Here is a 24164-nt window from a genome sequence, read left to right as displayed (position 1 = left end):
TGTTCAAGTCTCCCATGCCAGAGTGCGGAATAAGGGACCGCATGAAGCAGGTCCAGAAACCGGAAACCGGAGCTAAAAATGACCGCGCATGTTCTCGTGATAGACGATGATCCCGTCCAGCGCCGCCTGCTCAAAAATGCGGTGGAACGTTATGGGCATCTCGCCTTGCTTGCTGAAAACGGCAAGGCGGGGCTGGAGTTGCTCAAGCAATATAGCGGCGAGATCAACGTCATCGTCCTCGATCTGATGATGCCTGAAATGGACGGGCTTGCCTTTCTGAAGGCCATCGGCGAACTCGGCACGGATGTTCCCGTCATCGTACAGACCGGGCAGGGCGGCATCGACACCGTTGTGCAGGCCATGCGCGCCGGTGCTTTCGATTTCGTCGTGAAGCCGGTTTCGCCGGAAAGGATCGGCGCCGCTATCTCCAATGCGCTCAAGCTCGACAGGAGAGAGGCAAAGGCCCGCACGGGCAGGCGCGGACGGAGCAATGCAGTGAATTTTACCGATATCGTTTCCGCAAGCCCGGCCATGCTGAGGGTCATTGAACTCGCACAGCGCGCCGCCCAGTCCAGCATTCCCGTGGTGCTTGAAGGCGAATCCGGTGTTGGAAAGGAAATGGTCGCCCGCGCCATCCAGTCGGCCGGCGACCGGGCGAACAAGCCGTTCATAACCGTCAATTGCGGCGCCATCCCCCATAATCTGGTGGAAAGCATCCTTTTCGGCCACGAGAAGGGTGCCTTCACCGGTGCCACGGAAAAACATGTCGGCAAATTCATGGAGGCGGATGGCGGCACGCTGTTCCTCGATGAAATCGGCGATCTGCCGCTGGATGTGCAGGTGAAGCTGCTCCGCGCCGTCCAGCAGGGCGAAATCGAAACCGTTGGTTCCGCGCGGGTGCAGAAGGTCAATGTGCGGCTGATTTCCGCGACCAACAAGAACCTCATCGAAGAGGTGAAGGAAGGCCGCTTCCGCGAGGACCTCTATTATCGCCTCAACGTCTTTCCGATCACCATTCCGGCGCTGCGCCGCCGCAAGGAAGACATTCCCCATCTGGCGCGGGTTTTCGCCGAACGCTTTTCGGCGGAACAGAAATTGCCGAATGCCGTCGGTCTCGATGCGAGTGCGCTGGCGCTGCTGACGGCCTATGACTGGCCCGGCAATATCCGCCAGCTGGAAAACGCCGTTTTCCGCGCCGTGGTTCTGTCGCAGGGTGAGGAGCTGTCGGATTCCGATTTTCCGCAGATCGTGCTGCAGTTGCCTGAATTTGCGAATGGCGATGATGGGGACGATATCATCCACTCGCCATCCGGATCGTCGTTGAAGCTTGCGGCCTATTCGCCGCCCCCGTCGCCGGCTGCCGAAAACCATGCCGTCATCGAGGAGCCGTCGGATATTTCCACCACCATTTATCGCGGCGGAAACCTGATCTCCAGCATGGACGATTCGGGCAATATCCGGAAACTCGCTGAGATCGAAGAGGAACTCATCCGTTTCGCCCTGCGTTTTTATCGCGGTCAGATGAGCCAGGTCGCAAGAAAGCTCGGCATCGGCCGCTCGACGCTTTATCGCAAGTTGAAGGATTATGGCATCGATCCGGATGATCCGCTTCGAGATGCCGCCTGAGGCCCCAAACCGCTTATTCCAGGGCAGATCGTGAAATTCGTTAACTTCTGAGCAAGGATATCCGCTTACCGTCTATAAACCTCTTGTTAGTGGCTGATTCACTATGTAGAGGAAGGTTGTATGTGTGTGGCAATTTTGCCATCGTGTCACCGTATTTGACGTTCATTTGAGGCAATGTGACAGAAATTGTCTTCCAGGCGGGGATCGAATTGCCATATCTGCATCGGAATAACGCGCTTTCGACCAAGATCGCGCGCGGCTTGATCAAGGATATATGCACGAAGCTGTCGGCGCGCGCTGTCACCTTTGCCTGCCTGATGCTCGCCGCAATGCCTTTCGTCGGTGTTTCGGCGACGGAAGCCGCCGCCGAGACGCGCAGCCTCAAACTGTATTATATCCATACACGCGAGAAGGCGGTCATCACCTTCAAGCGCAATGGCAAATACGACCAGAAGGGCCTGCAGGAGCTGAACCGCTTCCTGCGCGACTGGCGTCGCAACCAGCCGACGCGCATGGACCCGCGACTTTTCGATCTTGTCTGGGAAGTCTATCGCCGCAGTGGCGCCACCGATTACATCAACGTCGTTTCGGCCTTCCGTTCACCGGAGACCAATGGCCTTCTGCGCACACGCACCAAGGGTGTCGCGGAAAAAAGCCAGCATATGCTCGGCAAGGCCATGGACTTTTATATTCCCGGCGTGAAGCTTGCCCGCCTGCGTGAAATCGGCATGCAGATGCAGATCGGCGGCGTCGGCTTTTATCCGACGTCTGGCTCTCCCTTCGTGCACATGGATGTCGGCGGCGTTCGCGCCTGGCCGCGCATGAGCCGTCAGGAACTCGTCCGCATCTTCCCGAACGGCAATACGCTGCATCTTCCTTCCGATGGCAAGCCGCTTCCCGGTTATGAGCAGGCGCTCGCCGACTACAAGAAGCGCGTCAGCTCCTCCTCCATTCAGGTTGCTTCCAGCGCCGGTGCAGGTCCTGCCTCTTCCGGTGGCGGCAAGCGCAAGACGTTGCTGCAGGCGCTCTTTGGTGGCGGCGGCGACGAGGATGAAGATCCCGATAGCATCGCAGCGCCGGAGCCCGCAGAACGCCCGGCTGTTGCCCGCCCGGCGGCTCCGCAGCAGGCGGCTCCCGAGCCTGAACCCACCATTGCAGTTGCTTCGGCACAGGCGCTTCCCGGCGTGAACGATGCACCGCTGCCGACGGCTCGTCCCGCCTTCGGCAACCAGCCGCCGGCCAATACCGGCCTTGCGACGGCGCTTTATTCGCCGGCCCGCAATGCCGCGCAGGATGCCTTGCAGGCAGCAACCACGCCGACGCCGGCTTCCGCGCCGGCCGAGCGCCAGCAATTTGCCGATCTGGCTGAGGTATCCGTGCCCGTGCCCACGCTTCTCGGCCCGCGTGGCATGAGAGGTGATGCGGAAGGATCGATCCTGACGGCTTCCGCAGATGGTGCGACACCGGCTGCGACCGGCGAACTCGCCTCTGTGCCGGTTCCCGCCAATCGCCCGGCTGTGGCGGAAGCCCTGCTGGCGGCGGCCAATGCCGATGCTGAAGGTGAGGACGATCTTGCCGAGGCACAGCAGGATACGCTTTCGCCGACGGTGGTTGCGGCTCTTGAACAGAGCGGTCAGGCCGCCCGGTCGCAGGTCCAGTCGGCTGCCATGCCGACAGCCGCGCCATTCCCGGCCGCCGTCAACCACAAGGTTACCGTCGCACCCGCCGAAACGGCCAAGGCCGAACCGCAGGCTGGCTTCGGTGATGCCTTCGACCTCAAGCCTGCCATCAATGGCGGCCTCAGCGCCGGTATGCCGACCAAGGGTTCGCGTCCGAGCAAGCAGGATGCCGCCGTTTCCCAGCAGGCCATGGTGGGCGGTGGACGCCTGACGCAGGATCTTATTTCGGATTGGGCGCTCAACCAGAACAAGGGCACCACCGGACGCTCGGTCAAGGCGCCGCGTGTTGTCGCCAACCGCATGCTCAGCAACGACATGTCGGCCTCCGCCACCTCGGCTAGCTTCAAGCCCGGTGCCGTGGCCATCGAATCCAGCCGCTTCAGCACGCCGGTGAAGATGCACTGAGCCAGTTTTATCAGACGGCCGAAAGGCCAACAAAAAACCCGCCGTCGCCGGCGGGTTTTTTGTTGCTTGGTAATCGTCGATCAGACGCCGCTCTGGCCGTCCGAGCCGATATAGGCAATGCGCACCATGTTCGTGGCACCGGGGGTGCCGAGCGGCACACCGGCGGAGATGATGATGCGATCACCCGGCTTGCCGAAACCTTCTGAAACAACGATGCGACAAGCGCGGTTCACCATGTCGTCCAGATCGCTCGCATCGCCGGTGACGACGCAGTGCAGGCCCCAGACGACCGAGAGGCGACGCGCGGTCTGGATGATCGGCGACAGCGCAATGATCGGCACCTGCGGCCGTTCGCGCGCGGCGCGCAGGCCGGTCGTGCCCGAGGACGTATAGGTGACGATCGCCGCAAGCTTCAGCGTTTCGGCGATCTGGCGGGCAGCAAGCGAAATGGCGTCGGCACCTGTCGGTTCCGGTTGGGCGCGCTGCGCATAGATGATATTGGAATAATAGGGGTCCTGTTCCACGGTGCTCGCGATGGAGGCCATGGTGGAAACCGCTTCGACCGGGTAGTCGCCGGAGGCGGATTCAGCCGAGAGCATGATGGCATCGGCGCCTTCGAAGACGGCGGTGGCGACGTCCGACACTTCGGCGCGCGTCGGTACAGGTGCTGTTATCATCGATTCCAGCATCTGCGTGGCGACGACGACCGGCTTGCCGGCGCGGCGGCAGGCGCGGGTCAGCTGCTTCTGGATGCCCGGAACGGCTTCCAGCGGCATTTCCACACCCAGGTCGCCACGGGCAACCATCAATGCGTCGGAAAGCTCGATGATTTCTTCGATGCGCTCTACAGCCTGCGGCTTTTCGATCTTGGACATCAGGCCAACGCGGCCGCGCGCGATCTTGCGCACTTCCGCCAGGTCTTCCGGGCGCTGAACGAAGGAAAGGGCAACCCAGTCCACTTCGTTGGTCTCCAGAACGGCATCGAGGTCGACGCGGTCCTTGTCGGTGAGAACGCCGACGCCGAGCAGGGTATCGGGCAGGCTGATGCCCTTGCGGTCGGAAATGCGGGTGCCGGAAACGACCGTGGTGACGATGCTCTTGCCGTCGCTCTTCTCAGCGCGCAGGTGCAGCTTGCCGTCATCGATTAGCAGGCGGTGGCCGGGTTTGACCGCCTCGAGAATTTCAGGATGCGGCAGGAAAACGCGGGTGTTGTCGCCGGGGGTGTCGTTGTTATCAAGGGTGAAGGTCTGGCCCGGAACCAGATCGACCTTGGTCTCGGCGAATTTTCCGACGCGCAGCTTGGGACCCTGCAGGTCGGCCAGAATGCCGATGGGACGGCCGGTACGGCTCTCGACGGAGCGGATGCGCTGAATGAGCGTCCGCATCACGTCGTGGCTCGCATGGCTCATGTTGATCCGGAAAAGATCAGCGCCAGCAAGATGCAGCTTTTCGATCATGGCCTCTTCGGAAGAGGCCGGGCCGAGAGTTGCAAGAATTTTGACTTTGCGGTTACGCTTCATCAGTTTTGATTTCCCTGTGTGCCTGGCGTATCGGAAAGCTGGACCATCCAGCTGCCCTGTCTGCCCGTGTCATATTCCTTGAAACCCATTCTCTGGAAGCTGCGGGCAAAACAATCGTCTACGCCGTTGATCTTGAACTCGTTCTCCGCCACGCACATGTTGACGTCACCGGTCCAGCGGCCGCCATGGGCGGCATCTTCGGCATAGAGATAATAATAACGTGACTGCAGCTCACCCTCGATCAGCGTTGCGCAGGTCGAGGAGGGGACCTGCCACCAGCCTTCGCTGACCCAGCCCTCCTGTCCGCGATAGCCGATTGCGACCCCGACGAGATTTTGCGTGCTGTTGCACACGCGAAAATCCGCATGTGCGGGCGCCGCCATCATGAACGGGGTCAGAAACAATGCCGCTGCGGAAAAAAGACGGGCGATATGCCTGAAGTGGCGAGGAAGAGCGAGAGATGACTGAGTCACGGCTTCCATCCGGATTCCATGGTTATAATGAACACACTTCTTGGCGTGGCCGCCACAGAAAGTCAACGCGAGTTTAATCGATTATATTGTTCGTGGGATCGTGAGTGCGATAAGGTAGATGGCTGTTCTTCCGCCTGAACTTGCGCCCGGCCTCAAGCCATGCCATCAAGTTTCTCTCCTCAATCCTGCCCCAGAAAATTATCGATGAACGACTTCATACCCTATGAAATCATAGAAGGCGATTATGACAAAGGCATGGTTCTTCTGGCGGACCATGCCATGAACCTCCTGCCGGCACACTACGGCAATCTTGGCCTTCCGCAAACCGCTTTTCATCGCCACATCGCATTTGATATCGGCATAGAAGGGCTGACGCGCTCGCTCGCCGCGCGCCTTGGCGTGCCGGCCGTGCTCGGGCGGTTCTCACGGCTGCTGATCGATCCGAATCGCGGCGAGGACGATCCGACCCTCATCATGAAGATTTCGGACGGGGCGATCATCCCCGGCAATCATCCGATTTCAGATGAGGAATGGCAGAGGCGGATCGAGATTTTTCATCGGCCCTATCACAATGCCGTGGATCGTGTGCTGACCGGCGTTGCCGAAGCATCGGAAGAAGCGCCGCTTGTCCTGTCGCTGCATTCCTATACGCCGTTCTGGAAGCAAACGCCGCGGCCATGGCATGCGGCGGTCCTGTGGGACACGGATCATCGTGCGGTCGATCCGCTTCTGGCGCATCTGCGCGCCACCGGCGACATTCTCGTTGGCGACAACGAACCCTATGACGGCGCGCTCAAGGGCGACACCATGTATCGTCATTGCATGATGAAGGGCATACCGCATGCGCTTCTGGAGGTCCGGCAGGATCTGATCGCGGATGAGAAGGGCATCGCCGAATGGTCGGACCGGCTCGCTCCCATTTTCGCCGCAATGAACGACGATCCCGTCCTGCATGAATATCAGCAGTTCGCTTCTCGCACCGGTCCCTATTGAGCCTGGAGTTTTGCCATGACGAATGAGAACGACAACAGGCAGATCGAGTTCGAGGCGGCCGCCTTCCGCCGCCTCGTCCAGCATCTTCGTGAGCGCCACGATGTGCAGAATATCGACCTGATGAACCTCGCGGGCTTCTGCCGCAATTGTCTTTCCAACTGGTATCGGGAGGCGGCCGAGGAGGCCGGCGTTCCGCTCAGCAAGGATCAATCCCGGGAAATCGTCTACGGTATGCCCTATGAAGATTGGAAAGAGAAATATCAGGCGGAGGCGAGTGATGCCCAGAAAGCCGCCTTTGAGCAGAACCGCCCCAAGGAATAGCTGCCGATCGACGGAAACGACTTGACGGGACGCCTTTCAGTGGGCAGTTCACAGGCCGGAATTTTGCTGCCCACTGGCAGCGACCGGCGAGGGCTTCGCCCGGATATAATGAACAAGGCTCAGATGTGGGCCGTCAATAAAGGATGATATGATGGACGAAACAAGCACCACCGAAACCGTCGCCGCCGCAGAACTGCGTCAGATTATTGAACGTATTGAGCGTCTGGAAGAAGAGAAAGCCGCCATTCAGGGCGATATCAAAGATGTAATTGGTGAGGCGAAGGGTCGCGGTTACGATACCAAGGCGATCCGCACGATCATCCGCTTGCGTAAGAAGGATGCCAATGAGCGCATCGAGGAAGAAACCATTCTCCAGACCTATATGGCCGCGCTCGGCATGGAATGATCAGTAGTTATGATTTTGCGTAGGGCGCACACGGCTGCGCCCTACGGCTAAAATTTATCGCCCAACATGTCTTTGTTGGCGATAAGGAGTTCGAGGATTTTTTTGCTCACGGCCTCTTGCTCTTTTGACAATTCAGCTTGTCGTTCTTCTGCCGATCGTGAGATTTCCGCAAATATAACGATCGTGAAGAGAAATTCCTCGAAACCGTCGGGCCGTGTCACTTCGGATGTGGGGCGCTCTGTCGTGAGGGTACGAAACAAATTGCGTTTCTCCTCATCCGAAACATGGAACACCAACTTGTGTGCAAACTTATTCCGCGAATTGTTTATGGCTTTTAGAACGTCGCCAAATTTATCGCGAAAATATCCCATCGCCTGACATAAACTGAGTTTTTCAGCGAATGATCGATGACCATTGAAGTAAGCGGTTGGATGATCCAGGTGGGTATTCAAAACTTCGGTGATAATGTGGTCCAGATAGATGTGGGCGACTATGAGTTTTCCCCAGTCTTCCGCCACGGAAATGCGTTCGATGAATTCGCTGATGTCGAAACTCGGATTGTCTCCGATAGAGTTTAAAAGCCTCTCTGCCGCCTCGAACTCATTCCGCTCTTTCAAAACACAGCCCTATTAAATCCAATAAATAAAATCAGCGACGATCAATATTAGCCGCGGGTGCCCGCCAGCTTTTCCGAGAGGTCGGCGGCTTCCTTGCGGGCGTCCTTGTCTGCGGGGTAAACCGCCAGATAGCGTTCCCAGGCCTTCAGTGCCAGCTCGTCGCGGCCCGAGGCTTCGAGAATGTTGGCAAGACTTGCGAGCGCAGGAAAATAGCGCGGCTCTTTTTCGAGGGTCAGATTGATGTCCGCCATCGCCTTGCGGGTATCGCCATCGGCGAAATGCACCATGGCGCGGCGATAGGGCGCCTGCACATAGTTCGGGTCGAGCAAAATGACCTGATCGAGAAAATCATAGGCGGCGGCGTTGCGCTTTTCGTCCGCAGCTTCGCCCGCCCATTGCATCAGGAGATTGATCGTCGCGCTGCCGGAATCATTCCATTCGGAGGCGATCTGGTTGGCGATGCTGCGCGCCTTGACCGCGTTGCGCTCTTTTTTCAGTGACGCGAAAAGAGTGTCTATGGTCTTGGCAGCGGAAGGCGCGGCTTCTGCCACGGCAGGCTGTTGTCCGTCCGCTGCATGACCAATGGCGGCCATTCCCGGAATCAGGAGGCCGGCAGACAGGAAACCCTGAGCGAGGAGGACAGCCGTGCAAAAACGATTTGGGCGCATGGGTTAAAGCTTAACCCGACTGCGCCCAATATCAAATGCAAACTTCTGCACTGTCAACAAAGTGATCCGCGCGTTTGATCGCGAACCGCAGTCGCAGTCAATCAGCCCTGACGAGCCTTGAAACGCGGGTTCTGCTTGTTGATGATGTAGACGCGGCCCTTGCGGCGAACCAGGCGGTTATCGCGATGACGGGCCTTAAGCGCTTTAAGCGAATTCTTGATCTTCATTTTACTGGTCCGCAGTTTTGCACGGTTTCTGCCGTGCTTATTCAAACAATCAAAAGCGCGCAACGGGGCGCGCTCTTTTCGGTTGGCAGGCAGATACCCGTTTGAGCCCTGCCTGTCAACACTCGGCCGCGTCTTTGCCTTAAAAGACTAGGCTTTTCCTGTGCGCAAAAGCTCGGTCACATGGCCCATCTTGCGGCCCGGCCGTGCTTCCGTCTTGCCATAGAGATGCACGAGACAGTCTTTTTTCGACAACCATGCCGGTACATCGTTGATGTCGTCGCCGATGAGGTTGGTCATGATGCAATCGGAGTGGCGCTCCGTGTTGCCGGGTGCGAGGTCCGAGACGGCCCGGATATGCTGCTCGAACTGGGAGATCACGCAGGCCGCTTCCGTCCAGTGGCCGGTATTGTGGACACGCGGCGCCATTTCATTGGCGACCAACGAACCATCCGGCAGGACAAAGAACTCGATGCCGATGACACCGACATAGTCGAGCGCGGCCAGAAGCTTCTCCGCCGATTGCACGGCAACGGCCCGAGCGGCATGCGAAAGCGCTGCCGGCACCGTCGAAGTATGCAGAATGCCATTCAGATGGACGTTTTCGGCCGGATCGTAACAGGTGACGGTGCCGTCCTTGAAACGGGCGGCGATGATCGAAATCTCCCGCTCGAAGGCGATGAAGCTCTCGAGGATTAGCGGCACGCCGCCAAGCGCCGCAAAGGCGCCCGTGAGGTCTTCACCACCCCGGAAGAGACGCTGGCCCTTGCCGTCATAACCCATGCGGCGGGTCTTCAGCACGCCTTTGCCGCCAAACGCGGCGAGAGCGGCTTCCAGTTCGTCCTGGCTGTCCACGGCGCGAAAATCGGCGGTCGGGATGCCGCAGTCGTTGAGGAAGCGTTTTTCCGTCAACCGGTCCTGTGAGGCGCTGAGCGCCTGCGCCGGTGGGTAGACGGGCACGGAAGTGCTGAGCTTTTCGGCGGCTGCGACAGGCACGTTTTCGAATTCGTAGGTGACGACATCGCAGCGGCTTGCGAGTTCTGCAAGCGCCTTTTCGTCATCATATTCCGCGACGATCTGGTCGTTGCAGGCCTGCGCAGCCGGACAATCGGCCTGCGGTTCCAGCACGATGGTGCGGTGGTTGAGGCGGGCTGCGGCCATCGCCAGCATACGCCCGAGCTGCCCGCCACCGATGATGCCGATGGTCAGGTTGGTCGTCTTTGCCATCACATTTGTCGTCACTGGGCGCTGTCCATGGGATATTCCGCGACAGCCGCCGACTGGCGCGCACGCCAGGCATCCAGCCGGTCGGCGAGGTCCTCATCGCTCAGCGCCAGAACCGCGGCGGCGAGAAGGGCTGCGTTGATCGCGCCGGCCTTGCCGATGGCGAGCGTGCCGACGGGAATGCCGGCTGGCATCTGCACGATGGAATAGAGGCTGTCCTGACCGGACATGGTCTTCGATTGTACCGGAACGCCGAAGACCGGAAGCGGCGTCATGGCCGCCGTCATGCCCGGCAGATGGGCAGCGCCGCCGGCGCCGGCGATAACGACCTTGAAGCCCTCGTCCTTCGCGCCATTGGCGAAGTCATAAAGCCGGTCCGGGGTGCGGTGGGCGGAAATGATGCGGGCTTCGTATTCGATGTCGAGCGCATCCAGCGTATCGGCGGCGTTCTTCATGGTCTCCCAGTCGGACTGGCTGCCCATGATGATGGCGACGGGGGGCGTTTCTGCTGTCACGTAATCTCTCCGGCTCAGGCGATGATATCGGGAATGACCTGGTCTTCCAGCTGGGTCATCTTGTCCTTGACGGCCAGCTTTTTCTTTTTCATGCGCTGTATTCTCAGCGCATCGCAGCTGGTCTGGATCATCGCGTTGATCGCCGCGTCATAATCCTCATGCTCCTGGCGCAGCCGCGCCAGCGTGAGCCTGATGTCCGCCTGGTCCTGATCGGGCATCTCGTCATCCCCATTTTATGCCGCCGGATCGGCTCCGGCGCGTATGTCATCCGTTCTGGAGGCTCTATCATCAAATCGCGGTAACGGGAAGTTATCCCTTGCGACCAAATTGCCCACTTATTGCCTTCATTTCGCCTTCGACAAGCGGCGCGATCCGTGTCACATTGCCGTCGTAAACCTGAAACTCCAGCGATGGAGAGCTGGAGGTAGGTTCAAAAAGGAAGGACGTGCCGCATGACCATTCAGGCTCATATTGCATCGCTCGAAAAGAAACACGGTGCTCTGGAGGAGGAGCTCGAAAGTATTCTTGCTTCCCCGTCGTCTGACGATAGAGAGATCGCGGACCTTAAACGTCGAAAACTGCGCCTGAAGGATGAACTGCAGAGGCTCAAGGCCTCGACAAGACATTGATTTATGCCAGACCGCCGACCCTCGATGAATGAGGGCCGGGCGGTCTGAGCCTTTCGAGCTCTGGCGGCGAAAACCTGCTGCCAGAGCTTTTTATTGCCGATTTTTAGAAAGGCAGCCCGTCCCACAGGAGCTTCAGCGCCGCAATCAGCGCCATGGTATACATCAGCGGGTAAAAGACTGATGGTTTCAGATATTTCACCACCCTCGCACCGGCGAGCGTCGCCAGCATCGCCACCGGCAGCAGGCTCGCCGATGTCTTGAGGTTGGTGGCATCGAGCGCGCCGAGCGCGAAATAGGGGATGAGCTTGATCGCATTCATGATGGCGAAGAAACGCACGCTCATGCCGGTATAGGTCTTCGGATCGAGCTTCAGCGGCAGGACATAAATCTGAAAGGGCGGTCCGCCCGCATGGGCCACGAAGCTCGCATAACCGGAAAGGCTGGACCAAAGCGTGGCGGCAGCCGGTCTTTGCGGTTTGGCCGGAATTTCCTGGCCCTTCCGGCTTTTGAAGCTCTCATGGAAATAACGCAGCACGAACAGGATCGTGACCGAGGCGACGACGAGACGCATGGCATCGGCAGATATGAGGCTCGAGGTCGCCCAGCCGAGCGCGATACCGGCGATGGCGCCGGGCAGCATGATGAGCAGCGTTTCCCGGTGATTATGGTGCCGCCACGCCCAGAGCGCCACAAGATCCATAACGATCAGGATCGGCAGGAAGATCGCCGCCGCCTGCACGGGCGAAACGGCAAGCGCCATCAAAGGCACGCCCATCAGGGCCAGAGCGCCGCCCAGCCCGCCCTTGGAAAGGCCGACGAGCACGACTGCGGGAATGGCGACGAGATAAAAATGAAAATCGGTGAGCATGGATGGACGGTTGATCCTTTCGCCGGTCCGGTTTATCGGATTTGTCATATGAAAACGAGTGCAGATTGCGCGGTAAGCGTCTTCTGTCTGAAATGGACGAACCGATGACCCTAGTTGAAGACCGTTGCCGCCTTGTCCTGATCGTTCCGCAATCGGATGACGCGCAAAAGCAGGTGACAGAGGTGGAAGACGCATTGCGGGGCGGCGATGTCGCTTCCGTCATCATTCCGCAATATGGTCTGGATGACGCCGCTTTCCAGAAACGCGCAGAGCTGATCGTGCCCATCATCCAGAAGGCAGGTGCGGCAGCGCTCATCGCCGGTGACAGCCGGGTCGCCGGCCGCGTGAAGGCGGATGGGCTGCATGTGGTCGGCAACGGCGAGGCGCTCGCCGAGGCCGTGGAAAAATTCACGCCGAAGCTCATCGTCGGCGGCGGCAATGCGGATGACCGCCACAAGGCGCTGGAGCAGGGCGAAGCCAATCCCGATTATGTGTTTTTCGGAAAGCTCGAAGGCGACATCAAGCCGGAAGCGCATCCCAAAAATCTCGCGCTCGGCGAATGGTGGGCATCAATGATCGAAATCCCGGCCATCGTCATGGGCGGCACGGATATTTCCTCGGTGGTTGCCGTGGCGGAAACCGGTGTGGAGTTCGTGGCGATGCGCAGCGGCGTTTTCGACAATGCCAGCGGCGCTGCCCAGGCCGTTTCTGAAATCAACGCCCTGCTTGACGAAAAAGCGCCACGGTTTGACGGTTGATACAGGCGATGATCATGCGCTCGGTTCACCTCTGCTTTTCCGTTTCGCTGCTGGCGCTTGCTTTCGGCACGCCGGCGGGTGTCGCTTTTGCCCAGTCGGGGCCGCAGAGCGAAAGCAATGCGCTGTCCCGCCAGCTGGAAAACGAGGCTCAGCCGACCCGTCAGGGCAGGGTGCAATCCGAAGAGCAGAAGGATTTGCAGCCGTCTGCGGGCGTGAATGTCTATCAGCGTATGGGCGCGGAACTGCCGGCCCTGCCGCCGGAAAAGGAATTCAAGGGCCGGGTGGACGAAGCTTACGGGCATTTCCAGCGCGGCGAATATGTGCAGGCGCTCGACAAGGCGCTGAACCGCGCGCAGAACGGTGACGCAGCCGCCCAGACGCTGGTGGCGGAAATGATGTCGCGTGGTCTGGGCATCGCCCGTGACGAGAAGACCGCCGCGTTCTGGTACCAGCAGGCGGCTGAGGGTGGCGATGCCGTCGCCATGTTCAAATTCGCCCTGATCCTGATGGAAGGTAAATTCGTCACCCGCGACAAGGTCAAGGCCGACGATTTCATGCGCCGTGCGGCGGAAGCCGGCAACGCCTCTGCCCAGTTCAACTGGGGTCAGATACTGGTTTCGGAAAATCCCGGCGCCAAGGGCCTGCTGATGGCTTTGCCGTTTTACGAAAAATCCGCCGAACAGGGCATTGCCGATGCGCAATATGCGGTGTCGCAGATTTACTGGTCGCTCAAGGATGTGCCGGCCGAGAAGAAGGCAAAGGCACGGGACTGGCTGACGCGGGCCGCGAAGGCGGGTTACGATACCGCGCAGGTCGATCTCGGCATCTGGCTGGTCAATGGTTTCGGCGGTGAGCGCAATCTGGATGAGGGCTTCCGCTGGCTTTACGGTGCGGCGCAGCGCGGCAATGTCGTGGCGCAGAACAAGGTGGCGCATCTTTACATTCAGGCGCTTGGCACCCGGCCGGATCCGGTCGAGGCGGCCAAATGGTATGTGCTTTCCCGCCGTGCCGGGCTGAAGGATCCATCTCTCGAGGACTTTTATCTCGGCATCACCGACGAGCAGCAGAAGAAGGCGATTGAGGCCGCAAATCGTTTCCGCCCGACGTGATGGAAGGGTGGCCTTGCCAGGCTGGCGTTGACCCATGGGCTTTTTGCCTTGAATTTCCGCGCGTTTTGTGGTCTTGAACCGCAAACTTTCAATTCAAGAAAATAATGACGTGCCTGCCCGGTGAGCTTCCGGGCGGTTCGCAAGCTTTCCAGGAAACAACATCGATGGCCCGTTCAGCCCTTCTCAATGTCATGGTTCAGGCCGCCATCAAGGCGGGTAAGTCTTTGTCGCGTGACTTCGGTGAAGTGCAGAACCTTCAGGTCTCGGTCAAGGGACCGAGCGATTTCGTCTCGCAGGCGGACCTGAAAGCCGAAAAGATCGTGCGCGACGAACTGATGAAGGCCCGTCCGACCTACGACTTCCTGGGTGAAGAAGGCGGCGAGGAAAAAGGCACGGACGGCGCGCATCGCTGGATCGTCGATCCGCTGGATGGCACCACCAACTTCCTGCACGGCATTCCGCATTTCGCGGTTTCCATCGCGCTCGAGCGTAACGGCGAAGTCGTCGCCGGCGTGATCTTCAATCCGGCCACCGACGAACTCTACACCGCCGAGCGCGGCGGCGGCGCGTTCCTCAACGATCGCCGCATCCGCGTCGCTGCGCGCAAGGCGCTGACCGATTGTGTCATCGGCTGCGGCGTGCCGCATCTCGGCCGCGGCAATCACGGCAAGTTCCTCGTCGAACTTCGTCATGTCATGGGTGAGGCAGCCGGCATCCGCCGCATGGGTGCTGCATCGCTCGATCTCGCTTATGTTGCCGCTGGCCGTCTCGATGGTTTCTGGGAAGCCGATCTTTCTCCCTGGGACATGGCGGCCGGTCTGGTGCTGATTCGTGAAGCCGGCGGTTTCGCCTCCGACATCAAGGGCGGCACGGATATCTTCGGCAGCAGTTCCGTTGCTGCCGGTAACGAATATATCCACAAGGCGCTCGTTGAGGTCGCCAACCGTCCCATCCCGGGCCGCTGATTGGTTTTTGGCGGAAAACCTGCCATTTTCTGCAAGTTTTAGACGCCCGGCGAATATTCGCCGGGTGTTTTTGTTTTCCGTCGTTGGGTCTCGGGCTGTTTTCGTGAAACGCCTGTGACGAAAGACCGGCTTTTCGCTTCAAATCGTCGCAATTTTCAAATAGCTTCCGCTGGATACGTGACCAGAGGGAATGCGAACGTTATGGCGGATTCGGAGCTGCTCGATCTTGGCGTCGAGAAACCGGTGACCACACGGCAATACAGCCACAAGCTGTCCAGCCCGACACCGTTTCTCTGGACGATGGTTCTGTTTCTGATCCTCGTGGGTTTTCTGGCGGCCATTCTTTACCGGCAGGCACACACCGCCTTCATGACCAATCCGGGGCTCAACGGCTTCATTCTCGGCGTGCTGGCCATCGGCATCATTCTGGTCTTTACCCAGACGATGAGCCTGCGCTCGGAAGTCCGCTGGTTCAATGCCTTTCGTGCCGCCGGCAGCGTCGAAAAGGTCGGCCGCGCGCCAAAACTGCTGGCACCGATGAGCACGCTGATCGGCAAGCGCGGCGAAGTCCGGCTTTCCGCTGTTACGCAGCGGACGATCCTCGATTCCATCGCGACGCGCCTCGACGAGACGCGTGACACATCGCGTTATCTCGTCGGCCTGCTGGTGTTTCTCGGTCTGCTCGGTACCTTCTGGGGCTTGATCGGCACCATTGGCGCCATCAGCAACGTTATCCAGTCGCTCGATCCGAGCGCCGGCGACAGCAACGATATTCTGAGTTCGCTCAAGGCCGGTCTCACCGCGCCGCTGGCGGGCATGGGAACGGCGTTTTCCTCGTCGCTGCTCGGTCTTTCGGGTTCGCTGATTCTCGGTTTCCTCGATCTTCAGGCCGGCCGCGCGCAGAACCGTTTTTATACCCAGCTCGAAAACTGGCTGTCATCGGTAACGGATACCTCGGCGGAGGGGCCGAGGGAGTTCAAGGTCGCGGAGCCGGGCGCCATGGTCAGCACCGAGCGTTCGCTTGCGGCCATGACCAGCCTTGCCGAAGGCATTCAGGGCCTCGTCAAGAACATGCGCAGCGAACAGCAGATGTTGCGTGACTGGATCGAAGCGCAACAGGAGGAATCGAAATCGCTTCGCCGCACGCTCGACCGGCTGTCGACGCGGATCGATAGCGAGACCAAATCCTCCGGACGCACCCGGCACGATAACGGGAGCGAGTAGCCATGGCGCTTGCGCGCAACCGCCGCCGCGACAGGGGTGTGGATTATTGGCCGGGTTTCGTCGATGCGCTGTCGACGCTGCTCATGGCCATCATGTTTCTGCTCACGGTCTTCGTGCTGGCGCAATTCGTTCTGTCGCGGGAAATTACCGGCAAGGACGAGGTGCTGACACGTCTCAACAGCCAGATTGCCGAACTGACCGAACTTCTGGCCATGGAAAAAGGCAACAAGCAGGATATTGAGGACGCGCTTGCGAGCCTGCAATCCACCCTTGCCGCATCCGAAAACGAGCGTTCCCGGCTGCAGGCGCTTCTCGATGCGGGATCGGGCAGCAATGCGAACGCCAATGCGCGGATCGGCAGCCTGACCGGCGAGCTGGACGAGCAGCGGCAGGCCAATTCCCGTGCCTCCGCGCAGATCGAATTGCTCAACCAGCAGATCGCGGCGCTGAGAGCGCAGATCGCTTCCGTGGAAGCCGCGCTTCAGGCCTCGGAAGCCAAGGATGCTTCCTCTCAGGTCAAGATCGCCGATCTTGGCCGCCGGCTCAATGTTGCGCTGGCGCAGCGGGTGCAGGAGCTGAACCGCTATCGGTCCGATTTCTTCGGACGGCTGCGTGAAATTCTGTCGGACCGCGAAAATATTCGCATCGTTGGCGACCGGTTCGTCTTCCAGTCCGAAGTGCTCTTTCCTTCCGGTGGCAATGAGCTCAATCCGGAAGGTCAGGCGGAGATGGAGAAGCTGGCGGTTGCGCTGCTCGATCTCGCCAAGGAAATTCCCGCGGAGATCAACTGGGTCCTGCGTGTGGATGGCCATACGGATAATGTCCAGCTTTCCGGTTCCGGCCGTTACCGGGACAATTGGGAACTCTCGTCGGCCCGCGCCACCTCGGTGGTGAAATTCCTGATCGCCAAGGGCGTGCCGGCAAACCGTCTGGTCGCCGCCGGTTTCGGCGAATATCAGCCGATTGCCGAAGGTGACTCACCGGAAGCACGGCAGCAGAACCGCCGTATCGAACTCAAGCTCACCGAGCGCTGAAATCGCGGACCGCGTCACGGCGGTTGCCTTCTGATCAAAGTAAATTTACGTTCGCGTAAAAGTAATTCCGTCATATCTGGGAGGGGCTGATGGAAGGCTATGATGTGATCGTTGTCGGCGCGGGGCTTGCCGGGCTGGTGGCGGCGACCGAGGCGGCTGAGCGGGGTCTCAGCGTCTGCGTCGTGGATCAGGAGGGCGAGCAGAACCTTGGCGGACAGGCCTTCTGGTCGCTGGGCGGACTGTTCTTCATCGATAGTTCCGAACAGCGCCGGATGCGGGTGCGAGACAGTCTCGATCTTGCGAGGCAGGACTGGTTCGGCTCGGCCGGTTTCGACCGTGCTGAGGATTATTGGCCGCGCCGTTGGGCTGAGGCCTATCTCGATTTTGCTGCCGGTGAGAAACGCGAATGGCTGCATCGCATGGGCATGCGCTGGTTCCCCGTGGTCGGCTGGGCCGAGCGTGGCGGCAGCCTCGCGCATGGTCACGGCAATTCCGTTCCGCGTTTCCATGTCACATGGGGCACGGGTCCGGGCGTACTCGCACCCTTCGTCAAAAAGGCGAAGGCCATGGCGGCAGCCGGCCGGCTGACTTTGCGATTCCGCCGCCGGGTTGATCGTCTGGACATCACCGACGGCCGGGTGACTGGTGTTTCGGGCGCGGTTCTTGCACCTGACCCGGTGCAACGCGGGCAGGAGAGCAGCCGGGAAGAGCAGGGCGATTTCACCTTCTCTGCTGCTGCGGTCATCGTCAGTTCCGGCGGCATCGGTGGCAATCAGGAACTGGTGCGGCGCAACTGGCCGGTGGAACGGTTGGGCCAGCCACCGGAAAACATGGTCTGCGGTGTTCCTGCGCATGTGGATGGCCGCATGATCGCCATCACGGAAACGGCCGGCGGAGCCGTCATCAATCGTGACCGTATGTGGCATTATACCGAGGGCGTGAAGAACCACGATCCGATCTGGCCGGGGCATGGTATCCGCATTCTGCCCGGCCCCTCGTCGTTCTGGTGCGATGCGGATGGAAACCGCCTCGCCGCCCCCGCAATGCCGGGCTTCGACACGCTCGCCACGCTTAAAATGCTGGGCGAACGCGGCAGCAGCCATAGCTGGTTCATTCTGACCAAGGCGATCATCAAGAAGGAATTTGCGCTTTCAGGCTCGGAGCAAAATCCGGATCTGACCGGCAAGGATATACGGCTGCTGCTCAAGCGGCTGGGCAAGGAGCCGCCGGGACCGGTGCGTGCCTTCATGGAGCGCGGCGAAGATTTCGCCGTTCGGAATACGCTGGAAGAACTCGTGGCGGCAATGAATGCCATCGGTGGGGACGAGCGGCTGCATATCGACCATATCCGCCAGCAGATCGAAGCGCGCGATCGCGAAATCGAAAATGGTTTCAGCAAGGATGCGCAAGTAACGGCCATCCACGGCGCGCGCCGTTATCTCGGTGACCGGCTGATGCGGACGGCAAAACCGCACCGGTTGCTCGATCCGGCAATGGGGCCGCTGATTGCCGTGCGGCTGCATGTGCTGACACGCAAGACGCTTGGCGGCCTTCATACCGATCTTGAAGCGCGGGTGCTGGATGCTGCCGGCGCGCCGGTGCCGGGCCTTTATGCCGCCGGCGAAGTCGCGGGTTTTGGCGGCGGCGGCATGCATGGCTATAATGCGCTGGAGGGCACGTTCCTTGGCGGCTGCCTGTTTTCCGGCCGCGTTGCGGGGCGCAAAGTGCTGGCGTGATCTAAGCCTGGGCGCGCAATTCGTCCGGCCCGGTCTGGAATTGCAGCCGGGCGAGACGCGCATAAAGGCCGTTCTGGCGAATGAGGCTTTGATGCGTGCCTTCCTCGATGATGCGGCCCTCATCCATCACCAGAATGCGGTCGGCCTTCAGCACGGTGGCAAGGCGGTGAGCGATGACGATGGTGGTGCGGGTTTTCATCAGCTCATCGAGCGCCTTCTGCACCAGCGTTTCGCTTTCCGCATCCAGCGCCGAGGTCGCTTCATCGAGAAGCAGGATCGGTGCATTGCGAAGGATGGCGCGGGCGATGGCGATACGCTGGCGCTGGCCGCCGGAAAGCGTCACGCCGCGTTCACCCACCTGCGTGTCATATCCATCGGTGAGACGTTCGATGAAGCTGTCGGCCTGCGCGGCGATAGCAGCGGCGCGCACCTCCTCGCGTGTCGCGTCAGGCCGGCCAAAGGCGATATTGTCGTGGATGGAGGAGGCAAATATCGCCACATCCTGCGGAACGATGGACAGGCGCGCGCGCAGATCGGCAAGGGTGACGTCGCGGATATCCGTACCATCGACGGTGATGCGACCCTGCTGCGGATCGTAAAAGCGCATCAGCAGTGAAAAGACCGTGCTCTTGCCCGCACCGGAAGGCCCAACGATGGCGACGGTTTCGCCGGCACTGACCTTGAAGGAGAGATCGGAAACGATCGGCCGCCCTGTCGCGAGCGGATAGACAAAATCGACATTCTCGAATTCCGCCTCGCCGCGCGGTGGCTGAGGCATGGCGACCGGCGATGTGGGTTCCGCCACGGGCGAGCGCTCATTGAGCAGTTCGGAAAGGCGTTCGGCCGCGCCGCCTGCCTGCGCCAGTTCCCCCCAGACTTCCGAGAGCTGGCCGAGACCGCTTGCGGCAATGACCGAATAAAGCACGAACTGACCGAGCGTGCCCGCGGTCATGCTGCCGGACAAAACGCTTTGCGCGCCATACCAGAGAATGCCGACGACGCTGCCGAAGACGAGCGCAATGGCAACAGCGGTGAGAATGGAGCGGGCGCCGATGGCGGCGCGCGCGCCCCGATAGGCGGCTTCCACGGAGGCGCCATAACGGGCATTTGCCAGTGTCTCGGCATTAAAGGACTGCACGGTGCGGCTCGCCGCAATCGTCTCGGAAGCATAGGCGGCGGAATTGGCCAATGTATCCTGCGTGGTGCGGGAGCGGGCGCGAACCGAGCGCCCGAAGGCGATCAGCGGAAAAACGATGAAGGGAATGGCAAGCAGGGCAAGGCCGGAGAGGCCGGGGCTGGTATAGATCATCATCGCCACCGCGCCGCAGCACATGATGATATTGCGCAGCGCTACCGAGGCAGACGAGCCAAAGGCCGAGCGAATCTGCACGGTATCGGCGGTCAGCCGCGAGGTTAGCTCGCCCGAGCGATTGCTGTCGAAAAACTGCTGTGACAGCGTGGTGAGGTGGGCAAAGACATCGCGGCGAAGATCGGCAACAACCCTTTCGCCAATGGTCATGACGTAATAATAACGCATGGCGCTGGCGAGCGCGAGGACAACGGCAATCGCCAGAAGCATGGCGAAGTAGCTGTTGATCATGCCGCCATCCGGCGTCTGGAATCCGTGATCGATGATGCGGCGAACGGCAAGTGGCAGGGCAAGTGTCGTGGCGGAAGAAAGCACAAGCGCGAAAAGGGCGGCCGCCATCAGGCCGCGATAACGCCGGAGATAGGGAAACAGGCCAAGAAGCGGCTTCAGGCTTCTTTGTTTCGCCGCTTTCTGCTCGTCAATGTCTGCCACGTCCTTTATGCTCCTCATTCCCTGCCGTTTTGGGGCCTTTTGCGGGTGAATTTCCGATGTGCGGCAAAATTCCCACCCCTTTGGCCATCTCCTTTCACAAGGGGATAGCAGGCTCTTGTTATCTGGGCGACCTTCATGTATAGGCTCCGCATCGAATTGGGAAGCCATAGCCCATCTGGTCTATGGCTTCATTTATTGAAATGGCTCAGTTGACGCAATTGCGGCAAATGGACCGCACGTCACTTAACCAGGAAGATTGTCATGAAGGCTGATATCCATCCCGATTATCACACGATCAAGGTGGTCATGACCGATGGCACCGAATACGAAACCCGCTCCACCTGGGGTTCGGAAGGCGCCGTCATGAACCTTGAAATCGACCCCAAGTCCCATCCGGCATGGACGGGCGGCAACCAGCAGCTTATGGACCGCGGTGGTCGCGTTTCCAAGTTCAACAAGCGTTTCGGCGGCCTCGGCCTCTGATCCTCTTGCGGACGGATCGTTTAAAAAAGCCCGGTTTTACCGGGCTTTTTTGTTGCCATTTTTCGACTGGATTTGCCTCAGGTTGATCCAACAGCTTTGTTGATAGCGGCCAGAGATCTTAAATTTTACGAGTGCCTGGTTTGATCAATCACAGGCAGCGGCTCTCGCAGCGTCATCATGGATGTATGCCGGAGAGTAGTCATCAAAGCACCGGTCAATCTTTTCGTTTATATCCCAGAATTCTTTGCCGATAATAAAAGTGACAATTAGTAGGGCGCATCCGGACGCAGCCATAATATACTTAAGGATACGCATTTTCATTCCTATTATTGTACTGTAGATGTGTATTAAAATATGAAATGTGGCGTGACGATGAAACTTATTGTTTCATGTCTAGATATTTCTGCTTCCTCCCAAAAACAAAAAAGCAGGCCGATGAGCCTGCTTTTCAAATTGTCCGGATAAGGTGGTCTTTTCTCAGTTGATCGAGAAAGCCGTGCGCAGGAGGTTGAGCTGCGCCTGCACGCTATTTTCATTGTCCGGCACCTTGGCGGCTTCGGAGGGGCGATAGATTTCGCGGTCGAGCAGGGCGATGCGGTTCTGCAGACGCAGCGAGCGCTCGACGAGGTCACGGAAGGATTCCGGCAGGTCGTTCCAGCCGGGCGCGTTGCGGTCGACGTTGAAGCTGTCGAGCCGCACCTTGTTCTTTTCGTTCAGAACCTGATCACGCGTCATTTCGCCGTTGTTGACGGCGCGCTGCAGAAGCAGCCAGGAGGCCATCTGCATCAGGCGGGTGGTGAGGCGCATCGATTCCGCCGCATAAAGCACCGAGGCCATACGCGGCAGCACCTTGGACGCGGCGCGGCCGGCGCCGTCGAGATAACTTGCCGTTTCCTCCACCAAGGTCATGCCTTCGGTATAGAGGGACTTGAACTGGTTGGAAGCAGCCGCGCGACCCGCAAAGCTTATGGTATTTAAAACCTGTTCCGACATTTTCTTTAAATCCCTGCTCACGCACCACACTGTCAGGCAACGACGACCCGGATATTTTGTTCCGGCCTTTAGTGTTTTCAGGATGGTATCTTTACCTGAAATGCGCAAGGCAATTATTAAAGAAGGGTTAATACCCACAGTTTTACGGAATCCGGCAAGCGGCAAAAAAAGAGCCGCGAAAGCGGCTCTCAAGGTAAAACAGGGAGAAAAATCAGACCAATTCGCCGTATGGAGAAGATGCCTGAGGTCCAGAAGAACTGGACATGTATAGTAATCTCTCAGAAAGCTTAATTTTTGGTTAATGGTAAATGAAAGACTGCCCCGGAATATTCATTTTCGGGCACAGGCTAAGCCGCAGCTTGTGGCAATAGAAGTGTTGCCGCGTATCTATTCTGCAGCGCCTGTCAGGATCGGAAGAGATTCTCGGCCGCCTGCCTGCCGGCGGATTTCCGTGTCCTCTCCTCTTCGAGTCGCGTGATTTCGGCTTGCAGAAGATCGATACGGCTGCTCAACTCGTCCACCGAAAGAAGGCTGAGATCGCCACCGATCTCGTGCGCTACCGGTTTTTTCGGGCGGTCATCGTCAAAGAGGCTCATATGCCTGCTCCTTTTTCCACATAGTCGCCATCGTCGCCTGGATATTGCGGCGCGCGCGGGTCGAGCGCAATACTTTCCGGTGTGACGAGCGGGGAGGGGGTCGTTGGCATCATGGTCGAGAAATTGTCTTTTTCCTCGGTTGAGAGCGCGGCGCGTTGGCGGCTTCTGATGATGGCATAAGCGGTGATGAGCAGATGGGCTACAGCCGTCACCAGAAACAGCGCATAGGGTCCGAAGTGGGTCATGATCGCGCCGCCGAGCGTTGGACCGATGATGGTGCCGATGCCGTAAAGCAGCAGCAGGCCACCCGAGACCTTGACGAAGTCTTCCGAGGCGGCGAAGTCGTTGGCATGGGCCACGGCGATGGGATAAAGCGCGTTGGCGGCGGCGCCATAAATGGCGATCATGAAAATCAGCACATAGACATCATGCGGCTGGACCACGGCGACCGCCAGACCCGCGACCGCGCCAAGACCGGCGAGACCTGCCAGCACGTAACGGCGGTCTATCCGGTCCGACAGCCGGCCTGCCGGAAATTGCGCCAGAGCGCCGACGAAAATCGTAACCGAAACCATGATGGCGATCATGGTCGGGTCGAGACCTGCCCGCGCGCCGAAGACGGCGCCGAGCGTACCGTAGGCGCCGTTGGCAATGCCGATCATCAGAATTCCAACGAAGGAAACCGGTGAATTGCGGTAAAGGGCCGGCAGATCCAGTTTCACCTTCTGCAAAGGCTGCGGACTGGCCGCTTTCGAAAGTGTGGCGGGCAGAATGGCGATGCAATAGATGATGCCGCAGATCATGAACAGCGAGGTATTGCTGATATCCCCCATCGGCACGATCATCTGCCCCGCCACGACGCCGAGCAGCGTGATGGCGATATAGAGCGAGAAGATCATGCCACGGCTTTCATTGGTGGCGCGCTCGTTCAGCCAGCTTTCGATGATCATCGAGGTGCCGGCCGTGCAGAAACCGGTCAGCGCACGCAGCGCGATCCAGGAGGTGTCATCGATGATGAGGCCGGTCATGAGCACGGTGAGGCACACCAGTGCCACGAAGGAGCCGAATGCCCGCACATGGCCGGCGCGGCGCACGATGGCAGGCGCGACAAAGCAACCGACGACGAAGCCCGCCGCCCAGGAGGTGCCCAGAAAGCCCAGAATTTCATTGGAGTAGCCTTCCGCCGAACCACGCACCGGCAGGATGAGACCCTGAAGGCCGTTGCCGAGAAAAAGAAACAGAGTGCTGGATAAAAGAGCGAATACGGGTAGAAGATTTCTGCTCATGAAAACACTCT

General features: G+C 59.4%; 26 protein-coding genes. 13 read left to right on the top strand and 13 right to left on the bottom strand.

Features of this window, described 5'->3' with window-relative positions:
- The first annotated feature begins 78 nt into the window (after window positions 1-78).
- Together AC5YUO_RS18470 and AC5YUO_RS18465 are read left to right on the top strand one after the other, a co-directional pair.
- Complete coding sequence (locus AC5YUO_RS18470) at window positions 79-1626, top strand: sigma-54-dependent transcriptional regulator (protein ID WP_496156270.1); 1548 nt, start codon at window positions 79-81, stop codon at window positions 1624-1626.
- Window positions 1627-1802: 176 nt separating this feature from the next.
- A complete protein-coding gene (locus tag AC5YUO_RS18465; protein ID WP_496156269.1) occupies window positions 1803-3710 on the top strand; it encodes a peptidoglycan L,D-endopeptidase MepK in 1908 nt (635 codons plus the stop codon).
- Between the two features lie 80 nt (window positions 3711-3790).
- Here AC5YUO_RS18465 and pyk read toward each other — a convergent pair whose 3' ends face one another.
- Window positions 3791-5230, bottom strand: a complete 1440-nt coding sequence (gene pyk, locus AC5YUO_RS18460; protein ID WP_400813668.1) for a pyruvate kinase — start codon at window positions 5228-5230, stop codon at window positions 3791-3793.
- A complete protein-coding gene (locus AC5YUO_RS18455; RefSeq protein WP_400814018.1) occupies window positions 5230-5616 on the bottom strand; it encodes a DUF1036 domain-containing protein in 387 nt (128 codons plus the stop codon). The genes pyk and AC5YUO_RS18455 overlap by 1 nt, the downstream gene beginning before the upstream one ends.
- A 291-nt stretch (window positions 5617-5907) precedes the next feature.
- Here AC5YUO_RS18455 and AC5YUO_RS18450 point away from each other — a divergent pair, with 291 nt between their 5' ends.
- From AC5YUO_RS18450 to AC5YUO_RS18440, 3 genes are all read left to right on the top strand, one after another.
- Window positions 5908-6696, top strand: coding sequence for an N-formylglutamate amidohydrolase (locus tag AC5YUO_RS18450; RefSeq protein WP_400813670.1), 789 nt, complete (start codon window positions 5908-5910; stop codon window positions 6694-6696).
- A gap of 15 nt (window positions 6697-6711) precedes the next feature.
- Window positions 6712-7017, top strand: a complete 306-nt coding sequence (locus AC5YUO_RS18445; RefSeq protein WP_496156268.1) for a DUF1244 domain-containing protein — start codon at window positions 6712-6714, stop codon at window positions 7015-7017.
- Between the two features lie 148 nt (window positions 7018-7165).
- Window positions 7166-7423, top strand: a complete 258-nt coding sequence (locus AC5YUO_RS18440; RefSeq protein WP_080723112.1) for a DUF2312 domain-containing protein — start codon at window positions 7166-7168, stop codon at window positions 7421-7423.
- A 47-nt stretch (window positions 7424-7470) separates the two neighbouring features.
- Here the strand turns inward: AC5YUO_RS18440 and AC5YUO_RS18435 are convergent, their stop codons facing one another.
- The 6 genes from AC5YUO_RS18435 to AC5YUO_RS18410 form a co-directional block, all read right to left on the bottom strand.
- Window positions 7471-8040, bottom strand: coding sequence for a hypothetical protein (locus AC5YUO_RS18435; RefSeq protein ID WP_496156267.1), 570 nt, complete (start codon window positions 8038-8040; stop codon window positions 7471-7473).
- 47 nt (window positions 8041-8087) lie between these two features.
- Window positions 8088-8708 carry a tetratricopeptide repeat protein gene (locus AC5YUO_RS18430; protein WP_496156266.1) on the bottom strand — a complete coding sequence of 207 codons (621 nt, stop codon included), beginning with the start codon at window positions 8706-8708 and terminating at the stop codon, window positions 8088-8090.
- 101 nt (window positions 8709-8809) lie between these two features.
- The gene (ykgO, locus tag AC5YUO_RS18425) at window positions 8810-8935 is read right to left on the bottom strand and encodes a type B 50S ribosomal protein L36 (protein WP_003497670.1); all 126 of its coding nucleotides are present in this window, start codon (window positions 8933-8935) and stop codon (window positions 8810-8812) included.
- 147 nt (window positions 8936-9082) lie between these two features.
- Window positions 9083-10159, bottom strand: a complete 1077-nt coding sequence (locus AC5YUO_RS18420; protein ID WP_496156265.1) for a 5-(carboxyamino)imidazole ribonucleotide synthase — start codon at window positions 10157-10159, stop codon at window positions 9083-9085.
- Window positions 10160-10170: 11 nt separating this feature from the next.
- Window positions 10171-10638 carry a 5-(carboxyamino)imidazole ribonucleotide mutase gene (gene purE / locus AC5YUO_RS18415; protein ID WP_400814021.1) on the bottom strand — a complete coding sequence of 156 codons (468 nt, stop codon included), beginning with the start codon at window positions 10636-10638 and terminating at the stop codon, window positions 10171-10173.
- Between the two features lie 47 nt (window positions 10639-10685).
- The gene (locus AC5YUO_RS18410) at window positions 10686-10889 is read right to left on the bottom strand and encodes a YdcH family protein (protein ID WP_003497661.1); all 204 of its coding nucleotides are present in this window, start codon (window positions 10887-10889) and stop codon (window positions 10686-10688) included.
- 234 nt (window positions 10890-11123) lie between these two features.
- On the opposite strand from AC5YUO_RS18410, the gene AC5YUO_RS18405 reads away from it, so the two are divergent.
- Window positions 11124-11300: a YdcH family protein gene (locus tag AC5YUO_RS18405; RefSeq protein ID WP_003506164.1), complete on the top strand. Its 177-nt coding sequence runs from the start codon at window positions 11124-11126 to the stop codon at window positions 11298-11300.
- Between the two features lie 103 nt (window positions 11301-11403).
- Here AC5YUO_RS18405 and AC5YUO_RS18400 read toward each other — a convergent pair whose 3' ends face one another.
- On the bottom strand, window positions 11404-12168 hold the full coding sequence (locus tag AC5YUO_RS18400) for a sulfite exporter TauE/SafE family protein (protein WP_496156264.1): 765 nt from the start codon (window positions 12166-12168) through the stop codon (window positions 11404-11406).
- Between the two features lie 104 nt (window positions 12169-12272).
- On the opposite strand from AC5YUO_RS18400, the gene AC5YUO_RS18395 reads away from it, so the two are divergent.
- From AC5YUO_RS18395 to AC5YUO_RS18370, 6 genes are all read left to right on the top strand, one after another.
- The gene (locus tag AC5YUO_RS18395; RefSeq protein WP_496156262.1) at window positions 12273-12926 is read left to right on the top strand and encodes a thiamine phosphate synthase; all 654 of its coding nucleotides are present in this window, start codon (window positions 12273-12275) and stop codon (window positions 12924-12926) included.
- A gap of 8 nt (window positions 12927-12934) precedes the next feature.
- Window positions 12935-14035, top strand: a complete 1101-nt coding sequence (locus tag AC5YUO_RS18390; RefSeq protein WP_496156261.1) for a tetratricopeptide repeat protein — start codon at window positions 12935-12937, stop codon at window positions 14033-14035.
- A gap of 164 nt (window positions 14036-14199) precedes the next feature.
- A complete protein-coding gene (locus tag AC5YUO_RS18385; protein ID WP_035262908.1) occupies window positions 14200-15000 on the top strand; it encodes an inositol monophosphatase family protein in 801 nt (266 codons plus the stop codon).
- Between the two features lie 201 nt (window positions 15001-15201).
- The gene (locus AC5YUO_RS18380) at window positions 15202-16224 is read left to right on the top strand and encodes a flagellar motor protein MotA (RefSeq protein WP_496156260.1); all 1023 of its coding nucleotides are present in this window, start codon (window positions 15202-15204) and stop codon (window positions 16222-16224) included.
- Between the two features lie 2 nt (window positions 16225-16226).
- Complete coding sequence (locus AC5YUO_RS18375) at window positions 16227-17258, top strand: peptidoglycan -binding protein (protein ID WP_496156259.1); 1032 nt, start codon at window positions 16227-16229, stop codon at window positions 17256-17258.
- 89 nt (window positions 17259-17347) lie between these two features.
- On the top strand, window positions 17348-18994 hold the full coding sequence (locus tag AC5YUO_RS18370) for an FAD-binding dehydrogenase (RefSeq protein ID WP_496156258.1): 1647 nt from the start codon (window positions 17348-17350) through the stop codon (window positions 18992-18994).
- Between the two features lies 1 nt (window position 18995).
- Here the strand turns inward: AC5YUO_RS18370 and AC5YUO_RS18365 are convergent, their stop codons facing one another.
- Window positions 18996-20795, bottom strand: a complete 1800-nt coding sequence (locus tag AC5YUO_RS18365; protein WP_496156256.1) for an ABC transporter transmembrane domain-containing protein — start codon at window positions 20793-20795, stop codon at window positions 18996-18998.
- Window positions 20796-21056: 261 nt separating this feature from the next.
- On the opposite strand from AC5YUO_RS18365, the gene rpmE reads away from it, so the two are divergent.
- Entirely contained in the window at window positions 21057-21278 is a 222-nt protein-coding gene (gene rpmE / locus AC5YUO_RS18360) for a 50S ribosomal protein L31 (RefSeq protein ID WP_003497640.1), read from the top strand.
- A gap of 477 nt (window positions 21279-21755) precedes the next feature.
- Here the strand turns inward: rpmE and rcdA are convergent, their stop codons facing one another.
- The 3 genes from rcdA to AC5YUO_RS18345 all read right to left on the bottom strand — a co-directional run bounded on the left by rcdA (window position 21756) and on the right by AC5YUO_RS18345 (window position 24153).
- Window positions 21756-22271 (bottom strand): protease adaptor protein RcdA, encoded by a 516-nt coding sequence (gene rcdA, locus AC5YUO_RS18355; RefSeq protein ID WP_496156254.1) that lies wholly within the window; start codon window positions 22269-22271, stop codon window positions 21756-21758.
- Window positions 22272-22675: 404 nt separating this feature from the next.
- Window positions 22676-22867, bottom strand: a complete 192-nt coding sequence (locus AC5YUO_RS18350; RefSeq protein WP_400813712.1) for a DUF1192 domain-containing protein — start codon at window positions 22865-22867, stop codon at window positions 22676-22678.
- On the bottom strand, window positions 22864-24153 hold the full coding sequence (locus AC5YUO_RS18345; RefSeq protein ID WP_496156253.1) for an MFS transporter: 1290 nt from the start codon (window positions 24151-24153) through the stop codon (window positions 22864-22866). Before AC5YUO_RS18345 ends, AC5YUO_RS18350 begins: the two co-directional genes overlap by 4 nt.
- Between the last annotated feature and the right edge of the window lie 11 nt (window positions 24154-24164).

Source organism: Agrobacterium sp. LEGMi-208b, from assembly GCF_059511785.1.
This window is presented reverse-complemented; position numbering and strand designations above follow the sequence as displayed.